Origin of the sequence: Dyella telluris, from assembly GCF_014297575.1 — a bacterium.
In the GTDB taxonomy this organism is placed as follows: Bacteria; Pseudomonadota; Gammaproteobacteria; order Xanthomonadales; family Rhodanobacteraceae; genus Dyella; species Dyella telluris.
Map to the genome: position 1 here is coordinate 4,724,425 of NZ_CP060412.1, position 21,516 is coordinate 4,745,940.

Annotated in this window: 22 protein-coding genes; 11 read left to right on the forward strand and 11 right to left on the reverse strand. The window is 64.5% G+C overall.

Going from position 1 to position 21,516, the window contains the following annotated elements; translation table 11 throughout:
• Positions 1–199: 199 nt before the first annotated feature.
• The 8 genes from H8F01_RS20580 to H8F01_RS20610 all read right to left on the reverse strand — a co-directional run bounded on the left by H8F01_RS20580 (position 200) and on the right by H8F01_RS20610 (position 7,704).
• A complete protein-coding gene (locus H8F01_RS20580; protein WP_238481079.1) occupies positions 200–2,542 on the reverse strand; it encodes a glycoside hydrolase family 31 protein in 2,343 nt (780 codons plus the stop codon).
• Positions 2,543–2,738: 196 nt separating this feature from the next.
• Entirely contained in the window at positions 2,739–3,191 is a 453-nt protein-coding gene (locus H8F01_RS20585; RefSeq protein WP_187056866.1) for a thioesterase family protein, read from the reverse strand.
• Positions 3,192–3,364: 173 nt separating this feature from the next.
• Positions 3,365–4,015, reverse strand: a complete 651-nt coding sequence (locus tag H8F01_RS20590) for a glutathione S-transferase family protein (protein ID WP_187056867.1) — start codon at positions 4,013–4,015, stop codon at positions 3,365–3,367.
• A 173-nt stretch (positions 4,016–4,188) separates the two neighbouring features.
• Positions 4,189–4,710, reverse strand: coding sequence for a hypothetical protein (locus H8F01_RS20595; RefSeq protein WP_187056868.1), 522 nt, complete (start codon positions 4,708–4,710; stop codon positions 4,189–4,191).
• A gap of 286 nt (positions 4,711–4,996) precedes the next feature.
• The gene (locus H8F01_RS20600; protein ID WP_187056869.1) at positions 4,997–6,283 is read right to left on the reverse strand and encodes a M24 family metallopeptidase; all 1,287 of its coding nucleotides are present in this window, start codon (positions 6,281–6,283) and stop codon (positions 4,997–4,999) included.
• Positions 6,284–6,458: 175 nt separating this feature from the next.
• A complete protein-coding gene (locus H8F01_RS20605; protein WP_222615697.1) occupies positions 6,459–6,770 on the reverse strand; it encodes a hypothetical protein in 312 nt (103 codons plus the stop codon).
• Between the two features lie 12 nt (positions 6,771–6,782).
• Positions 6,783–6,920 carry a GFA family protein gene (locus H8F01_RS22050; protein WP_484489040.1) on the reverse strand — a complete coding sequence of 46 codons (138 nt, stop codon included), beginning with the start codon at positions 6,918–6,920 and terminating at the stop codon, positions 6,783–6,785.
• An 85-nt stretch (positions 6,921–7,005) separates the two neighbouring features.
• Complete coding sequence (locus tag H8F01_RS20610) at positions 7,006–7,704, reverse strand: CerR family C-terminal domain-containing protein (RefSeq protein WP_187056870.1); 699 nt, start codon at positions 7,702–7,704, stop codon at positions 7,006–7,008.
• A 95-nt stretch (positions 7,705–7,799) separates the two neighbouring features.
• Here H8F01_RS20610 and H8F01_RS20615 point away from each other — a divergent pair, with 95 nt between their 5' ends.
• From H8F01_RS20615 to H8F01_RS20635, 5 genes are all read left to right on the forward strand, one after another.
• Complete coding sequence (locus tag H8F01_RS20615) at positions 7,800–8,936, forward strand: HlyD family secretion protein (RefSeq protein WP_187056871.1); 1,137 nt, start codon at positions 7,800–7,802, stop codon at positions 8,934–8,936.
• A complete protein-coding gene (locus tag H8F01_RS20620) occupies positions 8,896–10,509 on the forward strand; it encodes an MDR family MFS transporter (RefSeq protein ID WP_187056872.1) in 1,614 nt (537 codons plus the stop codon). The genes H8F01_RS20615 and H8F01_RS20620 overlap by 41 nt, the downstream gene beginning before the upstream one ends.
• 11 nt (positions 10,510–10,520) lie before the next feature.
• The gene (locus H8F01_RS20625) at positions 10,521–12,005 is read left to right on the forward strand and encodes an efflux transporter outer membrane subunit (RefSeq protein ID WP_187056873.1); all 1,485 of its coding nucleotides are present in this window, start codon (positions 10,521–10,523) and stop codon (positions 12,003–12,005) included.
• Between the two features lie 68 nt (positions 12,006–12,073).
• On the forward strand, positions 12,074–13,516 hold the full coding sequence (locus H8F01_RS20630) for an MFS transporter (protein ID WP_187056874.1): 1,443 nt from the start codon (positions 12,074–12,076) through the stop codon (positions 13,514–13,516).
• The gene (locus H8F01_RS20635) at positions 13,513–13,953 is read left to right on the forward strand and encodes a MarR family winged helix-turn-helix transcriptional regulator (RefSeq protein WP_187056875.1); all 441 of its coding nucleotides are present in this window, start codon (positions 13,513–13,515) and stop codon (positions 13,951–13,953) included. The genes H8F01_RS20630 and H8F01_RS20635 overlap by 4 nt, the downstream gene beginning before the upstream one ends.
• Before the next feature lie 37 nt (positions 13,954–13,990).
• On the opposite strand, the gene H8F01_RS20640 is transcribed toward H8F01_RS20635, so the two are convergent.
• The 3 genes from H8F01_RS20640 to H8F01_RS20650 form a co-directional block, all read right to left on the reverse strand.
• Positions 13,991–14,731, reverse strand: coding sequence for an SDR family NAD(P)-dependent oxidoreductase (locus H8F01_RS20640; protein WP_187056876.1), 741 nt, complete (start codon positions 14,729–14,731; stop codon positions 13,991–13,993).
• An 82-nt stretch (positions 14,732–14,813) separates the two neighbouring features.
• Positions 14,814–15,395 carry a TetR/AcrR family transcriptional regulator gene (locus tag H8F01_RS20645; RefSeq protein ID WP_187056877.1) on the reverse strand — a complete coding sequence of 194 codons (582 nt, stop codon included), beginning with the start codon at positions 15,393–15,395 and terminating at the stop codon, positions 14,814–14,816.
• 55 nt (positions 15,396–15,450) lie between these two features.
• Positions 15,451–18,084, reverse strand: a complete 2,634-nt coding sequence (locus tag H8F01_RS20650) for a M1 family metallopeptidase (RefSeq protein ID WP_187056878.1) — start codon at positions 18,082–18,084, stop codon at positions 15,451–15,453.
• 436 nt (positions 18,085–18,520) lie between these two features.
• Here H8F01_RS20650 and H8F01_RS20655 point away from each other — a divergent pair, with 436 nt between their 5' ends.
• The 6 genes from H8F01_RS20655 to bufA2 all read left to right on the forward strand — a co-directional run bounded on the left by H8F01_RS20655 (position 18,521) and on the right by bufA2 (position 21,469).
• Positions 18,521–19,036, forward strand: coding sequence for a sigma-70 family RNA polymerase sigma factor (locus tag H8F01_RS20655; protein ID WP_187056879.1), 516 nt, complete (start codon positions 18,521–18,523; stop codon positions 19,034–19,036).
• A gap of 84 nt (positions 19,037–19,120) precedes the next feature.
• Positions 19,121–19,537 (forward strand): organic hydroperoxide resistance protein, encoded by a 417-nt coding sequence (locus H8F01_RS20660; protein ID WP_187056880.1) that lies wholly within the window; start codon positions 19,121–19,123, stop codon positions 19,535–19,537.
• Positions 19,538–19,578: 41 nt separating this feature from the next.
• Positions 19,579–19,854, forward strand: a complete 276-nt coding sequence (locus H8F01_RS20665) for a BufA1 family periplasmic bufferin-type metallophore (RefSeq protein WP_187056881.1) — start codon at positions 19,579–19,581, stop codon at positions 19,852–19,854.
• Complete coding sequence (locus H8F01_RS20670; protein WP_187056882.1) at positions 19,851–20,318, forward strand: DoxX family protein; 468 nt, start codon at positions 19,851–19,853, stop codon at positions 20,316–20,318. Before H8F01_RS20665 ends, H8F01_RS20670 begins: the two co-directional genes overlap by 4 nt.
• 64 nt (positions 20,319–20,382) lie before the next feature.
• On the forward strand, positions 20,383–21,144 hold the full coding sequence (locus H8F01_RS20675) for an alpha/beta fold hydrolase (protein WP_187056883.1): 762 nt from the start codon (positions 20,383–20,385) through the stop codon (positions 21,142–21,144).
• A 58-nt stretch (positions 21,145–21,202) separates the two neighbouring features.
• The gene (bufA2, locus tag H8F01_RS20680; protein ID WP_187056884.1) at positions 21,203–21,469 is read left to right on the forward strand and encodes a BufA2 family periplasmic bufferin-type metallophore; all 267 of its coding nucleotides are present in this window, start codon (positions 21,203–21,205) and stop codon (positions 21,467–21,469) included.
• Positions 21,470–21,516 lie beyond the last annotated feature (47 nt).

Consider the following 21,516-nt stretch of genomic DNA (forward strand, 5'->3'; position numbering starts at 1 on the left):
GCGAAACAGTCGCTCTGTCGAAAGAACTTGCGTCAAGGCCGATACCGCGATCGGGGCGCGCCAGCGCAGACACGCGGCCGGTACTTCAACATCAGGGAGCAAGCCGTTGCGGCGTCGCTCCCCATCAATCCGGCGGAGGCTTACGAGGTGGCCTGGAAAAGATCCAGGCCACGCCCATCCGCGTTACTGATCATTCCTTTTACTTGCCCACGACCTTGGCAAGCTCCTTCACCTTCTGGTTGAAGGTCGCGTCACCACCGGTGGCGCTCAGTACGCCCGAGGCCTGATTCCAATGCAGCTGGGTGGTACTGCCCTTGCCGGCCTCGTAGCCATAGGAGGTGCCATCGTCGTCATACAACGCAAAGTCGGCGCTCTTGCCCGGATAGACACGGATTTCCGTGATCGCCTGTTTCGTCGCGGTCGACTGGATATCCGAACCCATGGGCACGATGGAGCCGGCGCGAACGAAGACCGGAATCTGGTCGATCGGCGCGGCCACCTTGACCCAGCGTCCGCCGCTCAGCTTTTCGTTGGTCCAGAAGTTGTACCAGTCGCTGCCGGCAGGCAGGTACACGTCCTTCTCCGTCTGGCCCTGCTCGGTAATCGGCGCCACCAGGAAGGCAGGGCCAAACATGTATTCGGTTCCGATATTGGCAACGTGGGCATCACCCGGGAAGTCCATCCACAGCGCACGCATGAAGGGAGCGCCGGTGTCGTAAGTCTTCTTGGCCTGGCTGTAGATGTACGGAATCAGGCGATAACGGAGCTTGTCGTACTTCGCCATGATCGCCTCGGCCTGATGGCCGAACGCCCAGATTTCCGTGTGCTTGCGATCGCCGTGCAGGCGCAGCGTCGGCAGGAAGGTGCCGTATTCGAACCAGCGCGTGAGCAGTTCCGGATAGTCGTTGTTCTGGCCCACCGTATCGCGTGCATCGGACGGATCGAGCAACGGTGCCTTGGTGGCGTTGGTGGTCTCCGGCAGATACTGCCAGCCGCCAATGTCGTTGCCCCAGTAGGCGATGCCGGAGGCGGTCATGTTGAGGCCGGTGGGAATCTGGCGCTGCAGCGCTTCCCAGGTCGGGTCGATATCCGATGACCAGAACAGCGCACCGGTGCGCTGCGAGCCCAGATAGGCCGCACGGGAAAGAATCAACACGCGCTGGTCCGGCTTCCATTGGCGCATGCCCTGCGCCACGCCCTCTACGTGCACCAGCGGAAACACGTTGTGATAGCGGTCGCCGGAACCGATGGAGAAAAAGTAGCCATCGGGCACCAGATCCGGCTCGGTTTCGTCGAGCCACGGATAGTCGAAGCCATGCGAAAGGATATTGTCGCGCGCATGCTCCCAGAACCACTGGCGCGCTGCCGGGTTGGTGGAGTCAATCAGTGCGCCGGTACGATCGGAGCGGAACGGAAGGCCGTCCACCGTTTTTCCGTTCCTGTCCTTCAGGAAGTAGCCCTTGGTGTCGAGCTCGCTGAAGTAGCGGCCGGCGCGCTCGAAGCGCGGCCAGATCGAGATGATCGATTTCAGGCCCGCGTCATGAAGCTCCTTGTTCATGGCATCGGGGTTGGGAAATTCCGCCGGATTGATATCCAGCTGACCCATGTGCGTCCAGTAGAACCAGTCGAGCACCATCACGTCGAGCGGATAGTTCTTTTCCCGATACGTGCGCGCCACGCGCAGTATCTCGGCCTGGCTGTCGTAACGCGCCTTGGACTGGATCAGGCCGAAGGCCGCCTTGGGCGGAATTGGCGTCTTGCCGGTGACCCGGGCATAAGCCGAATAAATTGCCTCGGGCGTATCACCGGTGACGACAAAGAAGCTGACGCGCTCACCCACTTTCGACGTGAAGCTGGTGTGGCCGCGGATGCCCGCGACAATACGCGTATCGGAGGGATTGTCCCAGATGATGCCGTACCCCTTGGACGACACCATGAACGGCACGCAGACCGTTTCGCCTGCCGGGGCGTCGTACCAGTGCTGGCAGTCGATGGTGCGGCCGCGCAGGTCCAGCGGGCCAAGGCTCTCCTGATTCTGGCCCATGCCGTAGTAGTGCTCATCGGTCGGTGCGGCGAAGGTCGCGCCCACCTGATACGTGGGCTCGCCGGCCACTTCGTAGGGCGCCATCTGCCAGCCGGTCATGTTGACCACGCTGACGCCCTTGGCGTTCTTCACCTGCAGGCTTACCGGCGCAAGGTCGGGCGCGAAGTAGTGCTCCATGGTGCCCGGCGTGTGCGGCGGCGGTGCGGCATCCACATGCAGGCTCAGCGCAGAAGAGGCGAACGTGTCGCCACTCTGATCGTGAGTTTCACGGAAGCCCGATGCATCGGCATGGTCAGCCAGGATCCCGTAACCGGGTGCTTTCTGTGCCTGCGCCTTGTCGGTGGCAATGGTGACGTGCACCACGTTCGGGCCATAGGCTTCCACGTTTACCCATGCACCGTGCCGGTCAAGCGTGGCAAGGGGCGCCGCATGCGCGGCACCAAATACGGTAGCCAGGGACAAGGACAGGCTGAGCAAGGCAAATTTGGAGGTCCGCACGATATTCCCGCTGCGTTGGCACATACACCCGCGTCGCCTGGCGCGCGGTCGAATGTCCCGGTTTTTAGCATACAAAACCAACAGGGCCGCCGCCCTGCCCGGCTCGCCGGGCAAATTCGCTATACCCTCTGTGAGATTTAGCAAAAGCCCGGGCAACCCGGCGTGCCCCACCGGCTTGCTGCATCCTGCGCCTGCTTCAGTCCCGTGGCTTGACGCTGGAGGGCAGCACGATGAAGTCCTGCGTCCGCTCCAGCGACTCCATCGCTGCCAGCAATGCCGGAGGCGGAGCAATAAGCTTGCGCTCATTGAGATCCAGCCATCCGCCGGCACTCGTTACGCGCGCGCTCAACTTGCCATCGGGTCGGAATATTTCGTGTCGAAGCAGGAACCGGCTGCCGTCATCGGAATGTCCGGCGAGTGCATAGGTCACGGTGATCTGCTGCTGCAGGCCGATCTCCTTGAAGTACTCAACCTCGTCCTTCATCACCACCGGTCCAAACCTCAGGCGCCGGAACTCTTCCATGGGAAAGCCGTGTTCCAGCAGGAACATCTGTCGCACATCGGCCGTCTTGTCCAGATAGGCCGTATTGCGCATGTGGGAGTTGAAGTCCATGTCAGCCCAGCCTGCATAGAGCGTCTTCGTGTACATGCACGTGCTCTCCCGGGTGTGGATTACCGACAGGAGATCCTACCGTCCGAAACGTGTGGTTCCGGCGAAGGGCCGCCCGCAGAGGGATGGCGACAAGCCGTCACCGTCAGCCTGCCGCATGGATGGGCACGCCAGTCCTTTACCGCCAGACAGCAAAAAGGGGCGGCACGCACTCAACCCGTGGGTCGGGCGGTATTGAACGCCAGCTGGGCGGCGAAGGCCCGTTGATAGGCCGGGCGTGCTTCGCCGCGGGCGACGTACGCAGCCAGGCCGGGGAACTCATCAAGCATGCCCGAGGGCTTCAATCTGAGCAGGACTGACACCATCAACAGATCACCCGCGCTGAAGTCGCCATCCAGCCACTCGACACTACCAAGGCGAGCAGCAAGCTGTCTCAGCCGGTGACGGATACGGTCCACGACCAGTGGCATCCGGTCTTTTGACCACGGCCGGTCAGCTTCCACGAACTTCACGGTGACCAGATCGAGTATCGGAGGCTCCACCGTGTTGAGCGCGGCAAACATCCAGGTGATCGCCCGAGCTCTGGCGTTGGCTTCATCCGGCAAGAGACCCGCGTGGTGCGAGGCGATATGGAAAATGATCGCCCCTGATTCGAACAGCACCAGATCGCCTTCCTCGTAGGTGGGAATTTGCCCGAACGGATGGACAGCGAGATGCGCGGGCTCCTTCATGGCGGCGAACGACACGGGGCGAACTTCGTACGCAAGGCCGGCCTCTTCAAGCGCCCATCGGACGCGCGTATCGCGGGCCAGGCCCTTGCCGCCGTCCGGTGACCTTTCAAAGGCGGTGATGATGGGTGTCATGGAGGTCTTCCGGTGGCGTCGATGGCGTAGCGTCGGTGACGGGAGGCGGAGCGCCCCGCCCTGTTTGTCAGAACGACGAACGGCACCCCGTCAAATCGACAACCCGGGCGCTGACCTCCCGGACCGGGCGACACTCACGCAGCTTTGCTTTTGAGGAGCGATGGCGCACCGCCCTAGCGGGTGCGCGTGAAGTAATTCGTACGCAGGACTGGCTGGCCGTCCTTGCCCGGGTAAACCGCCGTCTCGACGAGTGTGTGGTCATCCGGCATCACGGAATAGACCCGCGTTGAAACCAGGGTGCCCTCTTTCTGCAGGGCCAGCACCAGCACATTGGGCGCGGGCTGTTTCATGGCTCCCGTATCCGCCTCGGGACTGTCCTTGATGACGAACACCGATCCGTCGAGTACCGCCGTACCAACGGAATGAACCTCTTCGCCGTTCGCATGGACAATATCGACGTGAAGCGTCAGCGCATGATCGCTCGCCCGGCTGAAGGAGAATCCGACGCTACGGGGACGCTGTCCCGCCGGCACGGGCATGCGCGAGGTGTCCAGCGACCAGTTGCCCAGAAGGCGAGAGCCTGCCGGACGTGGCACTCCCGAACCTGGCAAAGGAGTGGTGACATCCGCCAGCGTGGCTGCCGATGCCAATGCAAGAACGGATACGCATATCAAGGCTCTAGGGAAAAGCTTCATATCCTGTCCTTCCATGCCAGGGTTGACGGGAACCGGGCAACGGGCAAGCGCCGAGGAGTATGTCTCGCGCTGCCCGCGAAGCCTGGCGCACAGGTGCCGCTTATTGAATATCCTCGCCCACTCCCCTCAACGAGTTCCCCATAACCGGCCGCATTTCCCCCGCACTTGCCTTCATGCCGAAGAAAAAGCGAAGCAACTAAAAATCCGCCTCTGCGGCTTGAAGCCTCTCTTCGCCTCCATGGCCATCAACTGACGATGACTGGCCACGCGATGACGCCATGCTCGATCAGATCGGGTCGTCGATGGACTTGGCGAGGCCGGTGAACAGCTTCGGGCCGGTCTCGGTCATGTGCCAGCAGTCTTCCAGGCGGATGCCGAACTCGCCGGGAATATAGAGGCCCGGCTCATCGGAAAAGCACATGCCGGCCGCCAGCGGCGTGGCGTCGCCATGCACGAGATACGGCGACTCGTGGCCATCCAGGCCGATGCCATGACCGGTACGATGCGGCAGACCCGGCAGGTGGTAGCCAGGGCCCCAGCCTTCCTTTTCGTAGTAGGCACGCACGGCGTCATCGATGGTGCCTACCGGCGTGCCCAACTTGGCGGTAGCCAGCGCAATTTCCTGGCCGCGCTTCACGGTGTCCCACACCTTGCGCTGCTTCGCCGTCGGCGTGCCCAGTACCCAGGTACGCGAGATGTCCGACTGATAGCCGTGCACGGCGCAGCCCACGTCCATCAGGATTACCGAGCCCTCGTGCAGGGTCTCGGGCTTGTGCGAGCCATGCGGATACGCACTGGCCTCGTTGATCAGCACCAGCGCGAACTCCGGCGCGCCACCCAGCGCCACCGTGGCGGCGTTCATCATGTTGGCGATCTCGTCCGGGCGCATGCCGGCATGGACGTTGCCGTGCACGTAGCGCAAGGCCGCCAGGGTGACGTCGTTGGCGGTCTGCATCAACGCGAGTTCCGCCGGGGATTTGATCAGGCGCACCGCCTTGACCAAGGCATCACCGGAAACCACGGTATAAGCCCCGCCGCTGGCTTCGCGCACGCCATCGACAATGAACAGTCGCGTGGTCGCTTCGAAGGCGATCGGGCCCGAGTTGACGCCGCGATCGCGAAGCCCGCCGACCAGTCGGGCAAACGGACTTTCATGCTCATTCCATGTACGCACGTCGCCACCCACCGCCAGGGTTTCGCGGATGGACGGCTCTTCGAACGCCGGCGTCACCACCACGATGTCGCCATGGGCGGGAATCACCGCTGCCGTCGTTCGCTCCGAGCGATGCCATTGGATGCCGGTGAAGTAGTCCAGGCTCGAACCCGATTCCAGAATCAGGGCGCCGATCTTCTGCTCGACCATCAGCTTCTGCAGTCGGGCAATGCGCGCGAGGCGCTCCTCCACGGAAATCGGCTTGGCACCGGTGGTCATGGACGACAGCCCGGCCAGTCCCGTGGGCGCGGCCGGCGCACCGGCGGTGGCTGCCCATGCGGATCGACCGGTCAGCATGAAACCAGTGGACGCGGCAGCAGTAGCAGCTACTGCCCTCGTGAGAAAGTCGCGACGACGCATGAAGACTCCGGGCCAATTCCAAGGGTGTTCCGCAGTATGCGGCCGAAGTCGACACCACGACTACTGCGTAGACGCCCATCGACCCGCGCCTGTGCCATTAGTACTACCCGGACAGGCCCGCGGCAGTCACGGCGGAAGCATTCGCGCCCATCGCGCCTGCAGCGGCGGCGACCGCCTAGAGAATCCCCATGAGCAACCGGCAGAACGCCCACTCGCTACGCAGATAGCCGCTGTGTGTGGGCACGCCATCCGAAGCATCGGCGAGCCTGCGGTGGTAGAACATGTGCATCGCCACGGGAGGAAGTCCATCCGTGCGGACAAAGTTGGGCGTCGGAATGAAGGTGATCTTCAGCGGCCCGAACTCTCCGTGCTCAATGGCAGGCTTGCCGCAGCGAAGGCAATGGCCCCGGCGGATGTTCGGCGGGAGCCGGTATCGGCGGAATGCCACGTTCTCGCCACCCTTGACCACGACATGGCGGGTGCGCACCAGGGTCGCATCCTAGTACGGCCTCCCCGTATAGGCCTGGCAGATCGTGCAATGGCAGACGAAGCGCGCCACCGGCCCTGCAATGACTTCGAACTGGCAGGCACCGCACTCACACGCCGCCTTCAGTACCGGAAACTCGATCGGAGCCATGGGTCGACATCCTCCGCGAACGGGACTTCAGGGTTCTTCCCCGGGTGTTGCTAACGCAGGCGCAGCAGTTCAGGCACGCCCGCCGTCACTTCGATCGCCAGCTTTCCAGCAAGGTGCGCGTCTGCTCGATGACGGTGGCCTTGAGCAGGGTCGCCTTGGCCGCATCCATCTCCTTCCAGCCCATGGCCTCGAGGCAGGCGCCGGGCGGATGGAAGAACGGCATCATCTGGCCCTTGAGGGTAAGCAGGCGTATGCGGGTCACCGGATCGCGCGTACTGGTGCCGGTGATGCGTGCCAGCAGGGTCAGGCGCAATTTGTTGAGCGGCTCCTTCAGTCGCTGCTCCAGCAGCTTGGACGTGGCCAGCGGTTCCTCGCCGGCCATGTCGCGTGCCACGAAAAGGCGCCGGTCCGCGGCCTGGGAGTCCGTCAGCACCATATCCAGGCCCACTTCGTAGATGTGCAGGAACACGTCGATCAGTGGCTGCACGCTGTCGTGGTTCTTCAATGCAGCGGCAGCCAGTCGCATCGCCGGCTCGAAGCGGCCCAGCAGGTCATCGGTGATGAACTGGGCGCAGGCGAGGTAAACCCCCTCCTTGTTCTCGAAGTAGTACTGCAGCGCGGGCGGATTGACGCCCGCCGCGGCGGCAATGTCACGGGTAGATGCGCCGGCAAAACCGTGCTCGCCGAACAGCTTGATGGCCGCGTCGATGATCCGCTGCCGCGTTTCGTCGCCGCGCGCATAGCCCGCGGCAGGGGCGCGACGGGGGCGCTTGGGTTGGCTCATGCACCTGTCTCCTGCTTGCTGCCGCAAATATATCATTTGACAAAAGTATTCCAATCGGAATAAATCTTCCGGCTGGAATACATTGGACACCCCTCATGCCCTCCCCCTCCGGCTCCACGCCCGGTGATGTAACGAAAGACTCTCCCGCCACGCCATCCCGCCGCTCGAAGGCTGGCAGGATCCTGCTGCCTGTTGGCCTGGTACTGGCCGTTGTTGCCGTGCTGGCACTGGGCTACTGGTGGACAGTGGGCCGCTTCATGCAGAGCACCGACGATGCCTACCTGCGCGCGGACAGCATGACCGTGGCACCCAAGGTCAACGGCTACGTGACGGACGTGTACGTGGGCGACAACGCCGCCGTCAAAGCGGGCGATCCGCTGGTGCGGCTGGACGGTCGCCAGTACCAGGCCGCACTGGACCAGGCCACGGCCACCGTGGATGCGCGCCAGGCGGATATCCAGCGCGCGCAGGCCGGCATACTGCAACAGCACGCCGCCATCGAGCAGGCCAGGGCCCAGCTCATGGCGGCACGGATCAGCAGCCGCCACGCTGAAGACGAAGTGCGTCGCTACGGCCCCCTGGCCAGCTCCGGCGCGGAAAGCGGCGATCAGCTGTCGGTACTGGTCAGCAACCGCGACCAGGCCCAGGCCACCCTGGCTGCCGATACGGCTGCGCTTGATCAGGCGCAGGCCAAGGTCGCCGACCTCAACGCGCAGATTGCGCAGGCCCGGGCCCAGCTGGAAGCAGCGCAGGCATCGGCGCGCCAGTCCAAGCTGGATCTGGAGGACACCCTGATCCGCAGCTCGCTGCCCGGCCGCGTGGGTGATCGCACGGTACGCGTGGGCCAGTATGCGCAGCCAGGCACCCGCATGATGACCGTGGTGCCGATCGAGGGCGTGTATCTGGTCGCCAACTTCAAGGAAACCCAGATCGGCCAGATGCGTGCCGGACAGCACGCCAACATCCACGTCGATGCCCTGCCCGATGTCGAGCTGCACGGCGTGGTGGACAGTTTCGCCCCCGGCACAGGCGCGGAGTTCGCGCTGCTGCCGCCAGAGAATGCCACCGGCAACTTCACCAAGATCGTGCAGCGCGTGCCCGTGCGCATCCGACTGGATGCCGACGAATCGACGCGCAAGCTGCTGGTGCCGGGCCTCTCGGTGATGGTGAAGGTGGATACCCGCCAGTCGCATGAAGACAGCACCACCCCCGCCGGGAGCGGTCGTGGCTGAGGCAGCAGCCCCTTCCGCCAGTCATCCTGAGCGCGCAAGTGTTGCGGACTGGATCGCGGTGGCGGCCGGTTCACTCGGCGCGCTGATGGCCACACTGGACATCTCCATCACCAACTCCGCCCTGCCGCAGATCCAGGGCGAGATCGGCGCCACCGGTACCGAGGGCACGTGGATCTCCACGGGCTACCTGATGTCGGAGATCGTGATCATTCCGCTCGCGGCATGGTTGACGCGCGTGTTCGGCCTGCGCAATTTCCTGCTTGGCTGCGCGGTGCTGTTCATCCTGTTTTCGATGATGTGCGGCGTATCCACCACGCTGATGATGATGATCGCGGGGCGCATCGGCCAGGGCCTGACCGGTGGCGCGATGATTCCCACCGCGCAGACCATCATCCGCAGCCGGCTGCCCATGTCGCAGCTGCCCATCGGCATGACCGCCTTCGGCCTGATCGTGCTGCTGGGTCCGCTGCTGGGCCCGGTGCTCGGTGGCTGGCTCACGGAAAACATCAGCTGGAGCTGGTGCTTCTTCATCAACCTGCCGGTGTGCATTGGCCTGATCACCCTGCTCGTCGCCGGCCTGCCTTCGGACAAGCCGCACTGGGAGGCGCTGCGAAAGGCCGACTGGCTGGGCGTGTTCGGTCTCACCATCGGCCTGAGCACGCTCACCGTGGTGCTGGAAGAAGGCCAGCGGGAACGCTGGTTCGAATCCAGCATGATCATCTGGCTCAGCCTGCTTTCGTTCGCCGGCATGGTGATGATCGCCATCTCGCAGTTCACGGCGCCCAAGCCGGTGATGCGCCTGAGCCTGCTGAAGAATCCACGCTACGCCAGCGTGATCTTCATCGTGCTGGTGGTGGGCGCGGCGCTCTATGGCGTGATCTATGTGATTCCGCAGTTCCTCGGCATCATCGCCGGTTACAACGCGGAGCAGTCGGGCTGGGTCATGCTGGTATCGGGCGTGCCCGCCTTCATGATGATGCCGATCCTGCCGCGCCTGCTTGGCAAGGTGGATTTCCGCATCATGGTGATCACCGGCCTGCTGTGTTTCGTGGCCAGCTGCATGTTGGACATCCACCTGACCGCGCAGTCCGTGGGCGACGACTTCTTCTGGTCGCAGCTGGTGCGTGGCGCTGGCCAGATGCTCGCCATGATGCCGTTGAACCAGGCCTCGATGGCGGCGGTGTCGCGCGAAGAGTCCGGCGACGCTGCCGGCATCTACAACATGGCGCGAAACCTGGGTGGATCGATCGGACTGGCCATCATCGGCACGGTCATCGATCGTCGCAACACGTTCCACGTGGCCACCATCCGCGAGTCGCTCTCCGCCAATTCCACGCTGGGACAGGAGCGCATGGCGGCCAACGCGGCCGGCTGGTTCGCGCGCACCGGCGACCTTGCCTACTCCCATATGCGTGCACTGGGCCAGCTGGCGGAGCAGATCCAGCAGCAAGCCCTGGTGATGACGTACTCGGAAATTTTCTACGTGCTTGGCATTGCCCTGCTCTGCTGCATACCGCTCGCCCTGCTGCTGAAGACCCCGCGCCACCATGCGCCGGCCTCGGCGGGCCACTGAGGATGTTTTCCATGAACACGCCCGATTCCCGCGCACGCCGCGGTTCGCTGCTGGCGCTGACCGTTTCGCTCATCCTGCTTTCTGGTTGCACCGTGGGCCCTGATTACCGCGGTGCGCCGCAGGTTTCCGCCGGGCACGACAACGCCTTCGTCCGTGCACCGTCCGCTGGCCTCAGCACCACCCCGGCGCCCAGCCAATGGTGGAAGACGCTGAACGATCCGCAGCTTGATGCCCTGATCGACGCCGCCCTGGCCAACAACCAGAACCTGAAGGCCGCGCAGGCCCGGCTGCGGCAGTCGCGCGAGCAACTGCAGCAGCAACGCACCAAAGCCTTGCCCAGTCTTTCCGTCGATGCGGCAGCAGTGCGCGTACGCGAGCCGGATACGTCGCTGCTGTCGTCGTCTTCGGGCAATGACTCCACGCAGAACGGCCAGAGCTCCGGCTCGTCTGGCGGGCACGGGCGCGGCCCGTTGCAGCTTTACACGGCGGGCTTCGACGCCTCCTGGGAGCTTGACCTGTTCGGCGGCACGCGTCGCGCCACCGAGTCCGCTTCTGCGCAGGCCGAAGCGGTGGAGGCGGATCTTGCCGACACGCAGGTGCAGCTCGCGGCTGAAGTCGCGCAGGCTTACATCGACCTGCGCGACCAGCAGCAGCGGCTGGTACTGGCCCATCAGTCCACCGAGCTGGCGCAGAAGACACTGGCACTGGTGCAGCAGCGACGCGAGCGCGGCACGGCTTCCGATGCGGACGTCGAGCGACAGAACACCCAGGTGGAGAACACGCGCGCCACCTTGATCCCGCTGGACGAGCAGATCACCGAATCGATGGACCAGCTGGCCGTGCTGACCGGCCAGGCACCGGGCGCGCTCGACCGGGAACTCTCGGCGCCCGCCTCCTTGCCGGCCATGCCGGCCACGGTGGCAGTGGATGACCCTGCAACCATGCTGCGGCAACGACCCGACATCCGCGCCGCCGAACGCCGGCTTGCCTCGGGCAATGCACAGATCGGCCAGCACACCGCCGACCTGTTTCCCAAGGTGACCTTGATGGGCTACCTGGGCAGCACCGGCATCAACCCGCGGGACCTTGCCAAAAAGAGCGCCGTCACCTGGCTGGGCGTGCCTTACCTGCAGTGGAACGTCTTTGATTTCGGACGCGTGCGCAGCAGCATCCGTCAGGCCGAGGCCGGCCGCGATGAACTGGCCGCGCAGTACACGCAGACCGTGCTCGCCGCCCTGCAGGACGCCAACAATGCACTGTCCCGCTACGGCCACCAGCGCGAGAGCGTGACGCGCCTCACGCAGATCGAGACGTCGGCCAACCGCTCAGAGAACCTGATGCACCAGCGCTATAGCGCGGGCGCCTCCTCGCTGATCGACCTGATGGACGCGCAGCGCACGCAGTTCAGCGCCCAGCAGAACCGCATCGAGGGCCAGGCCAGCCTGCTGAAGGATTTCGTCTCGCTGCAGAAGAGCCTGGGACTGGGCTGGCAGTGAAGGACCGCCCGGCCCCGGCCGGGCATCCGGTGGTTGACGGCGAATGCTTGTAGATCAACAATAGTTGCATGAATACAACTATTGCCCGTTCCCGGCAGGCCGGGACCCATCCGAACCTGATCCTCGCCATCTGCTGCCTGAGTCTGCTGATGGTGGCGATGGACGCCACCATCGTGAACGTTGCCCTGCCCTCGATCCGCCGCGATCTGGGCGCATCGATCTCCGGCCTGCAGTGGGTGATCGATGCCTACACCATGGTGGTGGCCAGCCTGCTAATGCTGGCCGGCTCGATGGCGGATCGTTTCGGGCGCCGCCGCGTATTCCAGACGGGCATGGGCCTGTTCATGCTGGGCTCGCTGCTGTGCAGCGTGGCGCCGAACACCGAAGGCCTGGTCGCCTTTCGCATTGTGCAGGCGCTGGGCGCCACGATGCTTAACCCGGTCGCCATGTCGATCATCGCCAACACTTTCCACGAGCCCAAGGCACGCGCACGCGCCATCGGCATCTGGGGCGCTGTGGCTGGCGTGGCCATGGCGCTGGGCCCCGTGATTGGCGGTGCGCTGACGCAGAGCATAGGCTGGCGTTCGATCTTCTGGGTGAACCTGCCGGTGGGTGCTGCAGCCATGTTGCTGGCCGCGCGCTATATCCCGGAATCGAAGGCGCCGCATCCGCGACGCGTCGATCCGGTCGGTCAGCTGCTGGTGTTCGGCATCCTGGCTACGGTGACCTATGCCGTCATCGAAGGCCCCCGCGAAGGCTGGGCATCGACCACGATCATCGGCCTGTTCGGCGCCGCTGCGCTTTCACTGGTGGCCTTGCTGATCTACGAGCCCCGTAGACGCGAGCCCCTGATCGACGTGCGCTTCTTCCGCAGCGCGCCGTTCAGCAGCGCCACCCTGATCGCCGTTTGCAGCTTCTCGGCCTTCTCCGGCTTCCTGTTCCTCAATACGCTCTACCTGCAGGAAGTGCGCGGGCTGTCGGCGTTCCAGACCGGCTTGTGCACCCTGCCGCTGGCGTTGGCCACCATCCTCTGCTCGCCGCTTTCCGGCCGGCTGGTCGGCAACTACGGCACGCGGCCCTCCCTGCTCGCCTCCGGCGCAGCCACCGTCATCAGTGCACTGCTGATGACGCAGCTCACCGCCACCACGCCGCTCATCGTGCTGCTGCTGACCTACGTCATCTTCGGCATCGGTTTCGGCATGGTGAATGCGCCCATCACCAACACCGCCGTATCCGGCATGCCGAAGGCGCAGGCCGGCCTTGCCGCCGCGGTGGCGTCCACCAGTCGCCAGATCGGCGCATCGCTGGGCGTGGCACTGGCCGGCACCATCCTGGGCATGCATGTTCACCATGGCTTTGCCGAGGCATCGCATCCGTTCTGGTGGCTTATCGTGGGTGGCGGCGCAGTAGTGCTTGTACTCGGCTGGCTGTCCAATACGCGCTGGGCAAAGGAAACCACGCGCCATGCGGCACACCTGCTGGAAGAAGCGCCGGCCGGAGCCACCGCATGATCAAGCACGCCAACAGCGGCAGCGAGGCCGACCTCCTGTGGCAGCGCATGGTCGGACTGGTGTGGGAGACGCGTCGCGAATGGCGCCGCAAGGTCAGCGAGGTCACCGGCCTGCCTTTCAGCCGGGTACGCATCCTGTGGCGACTAGAAGACGCGCCGATGACGCTGCGGCAGATTGCCGATGACACGGGTAGCGACGCCCCCGCCACCACCGTGGCCGTGAACGATCTGGAAGAACGTGGCCTGGTCGAGCGACAGCCGCATCCGGAGAATCGCCGCGCCAAGCTGGTGTCGCTGACCCGCACGGGCCGGCAGGTGGTGGAACAGGTGCACCGCACCGTGCGCGACGATGCACCGGCCGGCCTGCAGGCGCTCTCCAAAACCGATCTCGCGCACCTGCGTCGCATTCTGGAACGGATCGAAACCAGCGAGGAATGAGCCTGTACGGCAGACTCATTCCCGGAACGCCGCCCATTCAAAGCGCCATGCCACCGTCGATCGTCAGGCTGGACCCGGTCATGTAGCCGGACGCGGCACCCGACAGATAGGACACCAGCTCCGCCACATCGTCCGGACGCCCGACCTGCCCCAGCGGAACCATGGGCTTGATGTGCTCGATCTGGTCGATCGTCATATCCGTTTCAATGGGACCGGGCTGGATGTTGTTGACGCGGATGCCGCGCGGCGCGAGATCCAGCGCCAGGCCCTTCACCAGCGCCGCCACGGCAGCCTTGCTCATGCCGTAGACGCTGCCGATGGGTGTCAGTGGACGCACGGCCGAGTTGCTGCCGATGGTGATCACACGACCGCCTTCCGCCATGTGCGGCACCGCCGCCTGTATCGCGACGTACACGCCACGGACATTCACGTTCAGCACTTCGTCCAGGGCCTCCAGCGTGAACGCATCCACGCGCCCCAGACGCAGCACGCCCGCGTTGACCACCACTACATCCAGCCGGCCAAAGTGCGCCACCACGCTGTCCACCGCGGCGCGTATCGCGTCGGCATCGGCGCTATCCGCGCGCACGGCGAAGGCCTGTCCGCCGCCGGCGATGATCTGGCTGACCACCTCCTGCGCGCTGTCCGGGCGGGACACATAGGTCAGGCCCACCGAAAAGCCATCCTTGCCAAGGCGTCGTGCCGCAGCCGCGCCGATACCGCGCGAACCACCGAAGACCAGCGCCACTTTCGTATGCTGCGTTGCTTGATTGTTCATGACACTCCCATTTATTGACTGATCGTTCCACAATGAGATAAACAAAAGCGCCACCTTGATCGGTGACGCCCATCCGTAACACTCAGGCTTTCAGGCGATCGACGGTGAACCGGGCCAGGCGACGCAGCTCCGCCACGCCGGCGCCACTGCGCGCGGCAAGCTGGATGCCGGTCATGCTCATCAGCAGGTGATTGGCGACATCGCCTGCATCAAGCGCGCTGTCAATCTCGCCGGCCACCTGCCCTTCGCGGACACGCTTGAGCAGCTTGCCGCGCAGGTAGGTGGCACTCTTGTTGCGCAGCGCCGACAGCACTGGCTCATTCGCGCCGAACTCGCTGGCAGAAACCACACCCATGCAGCCCAGCGCACGTTCCGCGTCATCCTCGGCAACCAGCCCCTCCAGCATCTGCTGGATGCCCTTGATGGCGGATGCCGGGGCCTGCAGGCGATGGACGTGACCGGAGGTCGAGCGCTGCTGGTAATCCGTCAATGCCTCCACGTAGAGCTGCCACTTGTCGCCAAAGGCGTTGTAGAGGCTCTGGCGGCCAATATCCATGGCCTTCACCAGGTCGTCGGTGGACGTGCTGGCATAGCCTTTCGCCCAGAAAACCTGGCGTGCCTGCTCCAGTGCGGCGTCTCTATCGAATTCGCGGGGTCTGGCCATGAACGCATGGTGCCAGTTATGGACTGAATGATCCATAACTCATGCCCTGCCCGCCTCAGTGTGTAACGGCGCGGATGCCCTCAGCCAGGTTCCTGCCTTGCGCCTGGCGCAGTGCGTCGCACTGTTGTGCCAGTGCCATGCCCCGCTGGATGTCCAGCGTCCCCAGCTTCGCCGCAGCGGCCAGTTTCAGCATGTTCGTGCCGAAGTTGCGTGCAGCGTTCGCGTCACAAGACACTTTCGGTGCACCCAGCAATACTTCCCCGTAGTGCCCGGTGCGGTCTTCGAGCTGGCTGAAGCGGCTCAGCGCCTGTTGCTCACCCCGTGAGCGTGTGGCGGGCTGGGCAAGCAGGCCGAGCACTATCGCCACCCGCTCAACCGGGCGCAGCCGGGGGGCGTCGAGTTGGGAGGTTATCCATTGAGCGACGTCCACCTGGTCGCTCTGCGCGATGGCGCTCCATGCAGAGCGCCGGACACGTTCGTCCGAGGAGGACGAGGCCAGCGTCCACAACCTCTTGGCACCGTCCAGGCCGCGACGCACCACCAGCGCATGGAATGCGTCGTCCAGGTATTCGGTGGCGAGTGCGGCCGCGTCGCCGTGAAGGCGGGCTTCGGCGGCAACTGCCAATGCCTGAATCGTTGAATCATCACCGGCGCGCCTGAGCACGCCAACCAGATCGTGTCGCCTCTGGCGGCGATCCACTGTGTCGCGGTCGTACGCATGAGCCCGCGGATCGAAACCCAGCTCCGCAAGGCGTGGCCGGTAGATGCCGCTGACAAACCGGTCGAGCAAGGACGCGGTCGACGCATCGACGAACCCCTGGCGCTTCATGGCAAGCAGGCGGTTGGCGCTGTCCACCGATACCGGCTCGTACGCATGGCCGGCCATCGCAGCAGTCAGTTCAAGCAGCACGCCGAACTTCAGTCGCCCCGCATGGAATGCGGCCCATGCACTGTCCACCAGGGTCAGTGCTTCGGCTGGGTGCAGCGCATGGGCCTGCGCAATGAGCGCCATCCAGTCCGCCTCGCCCATGTCGTAACGGTAATAGCCCGATCCACCGGCATTGGGGAGCACGACCGTCCCGGTGGCCTCCGGCAACGTCATGGACGGCTTGTCGAGCAACACGCAATGCTTGCTGCCGACTGGCACCTCACGCCAGCACACCGGAACCAGCCATGTTCGCGCGCTGGTTGTCGCACCCCGTGCGACGTACGGTGTCTGACTGATCCACACGCGGCCCGCTTCGCGATGCACGGTAATCAGCGGTACGCCCTGCTGGTCGACGAAACCCTGCATCGCAGCAGCCAGCCGGGGATCGTGTGCGGCATCGGCAAGCGCCTGAAAGAAGTCGACCGCGCTGGCATTGCCATAGCGATGACGGTTCAGATGCAAGCGCACGGCATCACGGAATGTGGCGTCACCCATATACGCCGCCATCATGGCGATCACCTGCCCGCCCTTGGCGTAGGTAATGTCGTCGAAGGCGCCGGCCGCCTCTTCGCTGCGCTCGATGGGCTGGTGTATGGCGCGGCCAACATCCAGTGCGTCGATATCCATGGCCTCCAGCGCATCCGCCACGGCCTTCGTGCCGAAGGCCAGATCGGGACGCCATTGGCTGCTGATGCGATATCCCATCCAGTTGGCAAAACTTTCGTTGAGCCAGAGATCGTCCCACCACTGCGGCGTCACCAGGTCACCAAACCACTGGTGCGCCAGTTCGTGCGCTACCAGTTCGCCGAAATAACCCTGTTCTGCCGGCGCACTGGTCTTGTCGACAAAGAGCACGCTGGCACCGTACAGATCGGCACCGGCGTTCTCCATGCCGCCGTTGAGCAGCGGGGTTCCCACCTGATCCAGTTTCGGAAACGGGAACGGCTGGCCGAAATAGTCCTCAAGCAGCAACAGGATGGCCTTGCTGTTCTCAAGTACGTAAGGCAGCTGTGCGCGATATCGCTGCTCCCCGACCACGCGGACAGGCAAAGCGGCTGCATGGCCACTCCCTCCCTGCAACGTGCCCGAAAGGGTGGCGAACGGCCCCACGTAGAACGCCGTCAGGTAAGTCGGCAGCGGAAGGGTTGGCGCGAAATGATGACGCACCAACTTCCCCACAGGCTCCGTACCGGTTTCCGGTGCATTGGATACCGCAATCAAACCCGGTGACGTGGTGATGCTGATATCGAACGGGGTCTTGTAACCGGGCTGATCGAAACCCGGGAACGCCCGCCGTGCATCCAGCGGCTCGAAATGCGACCAGGCATACCACTGGCCATCCGTATGGACCCGGAAGATCCCTGCCGTGGTGTCACCCACCGGGGCGTCAAAGTCGAACACCAGGCGGAGGTCGGCAGGCGGCAGCGCCTGTGGAAGATCAATCCTGACCACGCCGAGTGGATCGACCTGGATGTAACTCGCTTCATGGCGCACACCGCCGACCAGGACGTACGCCTTGTGCATGCCAAGGCCCAGCCCATGCATGAAGAAGTGGTCGGTGGCGCGATTGAGGTGTGCCTCGATTTCCACATGCCCGGTGAAACGCGGCTGGTCGGGAAGCACGGTCAGGTCGATGTGATAGCGCGTGGGCGTCACATCATCGGGAAGCCGCCCCTGCGGCACGGCATCCGCTGGTGAAGCTTCGGCAGCTCCGGCCAACCCGAGCATCAGGCACCCGGCCAGTGCCAGCGCGTGTTTCATGAAGGCGTCCCCGCCACCTCGTGGTGGCCCTGTCGTGCCCGCAGCAGGCCTTGGCAACGGCCGGCCCGGAGGCTGTTGTTGGGGACGAACACCATCGTCTGCCCCATCGTGCGGCACACCATGACACGGCCTCAGTGGCGCCGCTGTTATTTCCTGTTAGCCGGACACGGCTGCACGGGACATGCCTGAATCTGCTCCGCGTGAAGTCGCCCGCGGGCATGCGTGGCTCGCTGCGTGAAACGGCACTAGCAAGGCCTAACAGACCATAACTGGCTTCCCTGCCGGCGGCCTCCCAACCTGTATCGGCGCTCCTCGATGAGCGACCGGGCCTGGCGCCATTCGGCGAGCGAGGCGCGAAACCCCTACTCAGGGAACCCCCCCCATGTCACGTTCCAGTCACCTGTACGCGACGAACGAAATGACGTCTTCAGCGGTCATGCCGCCGCGCCGGGCCGACGCCGCACCTGATGGCGAGGACGTTTCCTGTGAAACCCTGCTGCGCACCTCGGCGCCACTGCTTGCGGCGTACTTCGCACGGCGGGTCGGCCACGGACAGGCAGATCTTGACGACCTGGTGCAGGAGGCCCTGATAGCCGTCTATCTGCATCGCGCGCATTACGACCGGACACGCCCGTTTCGCGGATGGCTGTTCGGCATCGCCAGGCACAAGATGGTGGATTACTTCCGCAGCCGACGCGCGCACCTCCAGCTCTCCCTGATCGACGACACCTGCGCCGTCGACGGCTTCGAGGCGCAGGCGTCCGCCCGGATGGATATCGAACGCCTGCTGCGCGCGCTGCCACACAAGCAGGCCCGCGTGATCCGCGACACCCAGATCGACGGACTGACCTCGTCCGAGGCCGCCTCGCGGCGTGGCATCGGGGAATCCGATGTGCGTGTGTCCGTGCATCGCGGCGTCAAGGCGATGCGCCGATCCATCGGCATCACCTGAATGCAACGTCCTTCCCGCCCGGCTCCCGGAACCATTACCCGCCATTTCAGGCGCCAACACCCACTACACGGAACCACCGCACACATGTCTGCCATCGACAAGACGCTCTACAGGGGTCGCACCTACACCACCGGCGGGCGCGACGGCGTCGCGCGCAGCAGCGACGGCAAGCTGGATATCAGGCTCTCGCCGCCAGGCTCGCTGGAGCCGGGCACCAATCCCGAACAGTTGTTCGCGGCGGGCTGGTCGGCGTGCTTCATCGGCGCCATGCGTCATGCCGCGCAAGGGCTGGGCATCCATGTCCCGGAGGATGTGGGCGTGATTGCCGAAGTCGACCTGTGCCAGGGCAGCGACGGCTATTTCCTGAAGGCACGCCTGACGGTCTCGCTGCAGGGCCTTGAACGTGCGCTGGCGCAAAGCCTGATCGATGCGGCGCACCGCACCTGTCCGTATTCCAAGGCCACGCGCGGAAACATCGAGGTGACGATCGCACTGGCCTGACCTGCTCCCTGTTTCTCCCACAACGCCCAAGGAGGGCTCCCATGAAACTCTCGCACGCCACCATCGCCGCCGCGCTCGCCGTCACCCTGGCCTCTACCGCACACCCGGCCCACGCCGAAGAAGCCAGGAAACCCATGGAAAAGTGCTACGGCGTCGCCCTTGCCGGCAAGAACGATTGTGCGGCCGGCCCCGGCACCACCTGCGCCGGCACGGCCAAGGCCGATTACCAGGGCAACGCCTGGGTGCTGGTGGAAAAAGGCACCTGCACCAAAACCAAGACGCCCAAGGGCTACGGCTCGCTTGAGGCCAAATCATGAGCGGGAACGACTCGTTCGTGCTGACCCAGGCGTCGCAGGAAGCAGCGTTTCCGGCGACCACCACCCGCTGGACCGACTTCATTCCGGACGCCCTGCTGTTGCTGGTCGCGCGCCTCGGCATTGCGGCCGTGTTCTTCCAGTCGGGGCGCACCAAGGTGGAGGGTTTCCTGACCATCAAGCCTTCAACGTACGACCTGTTCGCTTCGGAATATGCGCTGCCGCTCATTCCGTCCGACTGGGCCGCGCGCCTGGCCACCGGTGCGGAGTCGCTGTTTCCCATCCTGCTGGTGCTTGGCCTGTTCACCCGCGTCTCCGCGCTGGCCTTGCTGGGCATGACGACGGTGATCGAAATCTTCGTCTACCCGGATGCGTGGCCGACGCACCTCAGCTGGGCCGGGCTGCTGGTGCCGCTGGTGGCACGCGGTGGTGGCAAGTGGTCACTCGACCAGCTCTTGCGCCGCTGACCGGCAGCTTCCCTGACCTTCCGACCCTTTTGCTTTATTCGCCGATCACGACAAGGACTCAACCATGCGTACATTACTCAGCATCGCCATCGCGCTGATGGTCTCCACTGGCGCCGCCGTGGCCAGCGATGCGCCGCCGTCACCCAAGGGCGTAAAGAACATCGTCATCGTGCCCGGTGCCTTCGTCGATGCGTCGGGCTGGCGCGTCATCCACGACATCCTCGTGCACAAGGGCTACAGCGTCACCGTGGAACAGCCGCGCGTGGAAACACTGGCCGATGACATCGACCTCACGCGTGAACTCATTCGTCGCCAGGACGGCCCGGTACTGCTGGTGGGGCACAGCTACGGCGGCGCGGTGATCACCGTGGCGGGCAACCGCGACAAGGTGAAGGGCCTGGTCTATGTGTCTGCGCTGGAGCCCAGCGAAGGTGAAAGCGTGAGCCAGTTGCTGGGCTCCATGCCGGCACCGAGCAACGACGTGGTGGCTACGCGTGACGATCACCTGTATGTCGAACCGTCGAAGTTCGCCGCCGACTTTGCCGGTGACCTCACCCGCAACCGCACCGACTTCATGGCGGTGTCGCAGCCCTTCGCCACCAAGGCCGCGTTCGACGCCATGGTCTCCGCCGCGGCGTGGCGCACCAAGCCCACCTGGGCGGTGGTGACCACCGAGGATCACGTGCTCAATCCCGACCTGCAGCGCTGGATGTACAAGCGCGCCGGCTCGAAAGTCACCGAGGTCAAGGCCAGCCATCTCGGCTACATCTCGCAGCCCGAGCTGATCGCCAAGGTGATCGAAGACGCCGCCACCAGCGTGCACTGAGCTTTCCCTACCGAGTTTTCCCCACTGTCCCTGGTGGACACCTGCAAGGAGTATTTCCATGAAAACGCACGCCAGTTTTGCTTCCGCCGCAGCGCTCGTCGCGCTGGCCATCGCCGCCGTCGCGCCGGCCCACGCGGACGACAAGGCTTCCGCCAAGGACGAGCCGGTCCGCTGCTACGGCATCAACACCTGCAAGGGCACCAGCCTCTGCGCCACGGCCAAGAACGACTGCAAGGGCCTGAACACCTGCAAGGGCCAGGGTGTGCTCGTGAAGCCCAAGAGCGAGTGCCTCAAGCAAGGCGGCTCGCTGACCGAACCGCAGTAACTGCCCCGCGGGCCCTGTACTACAGGGCCCGCACATTTCCCCACCGG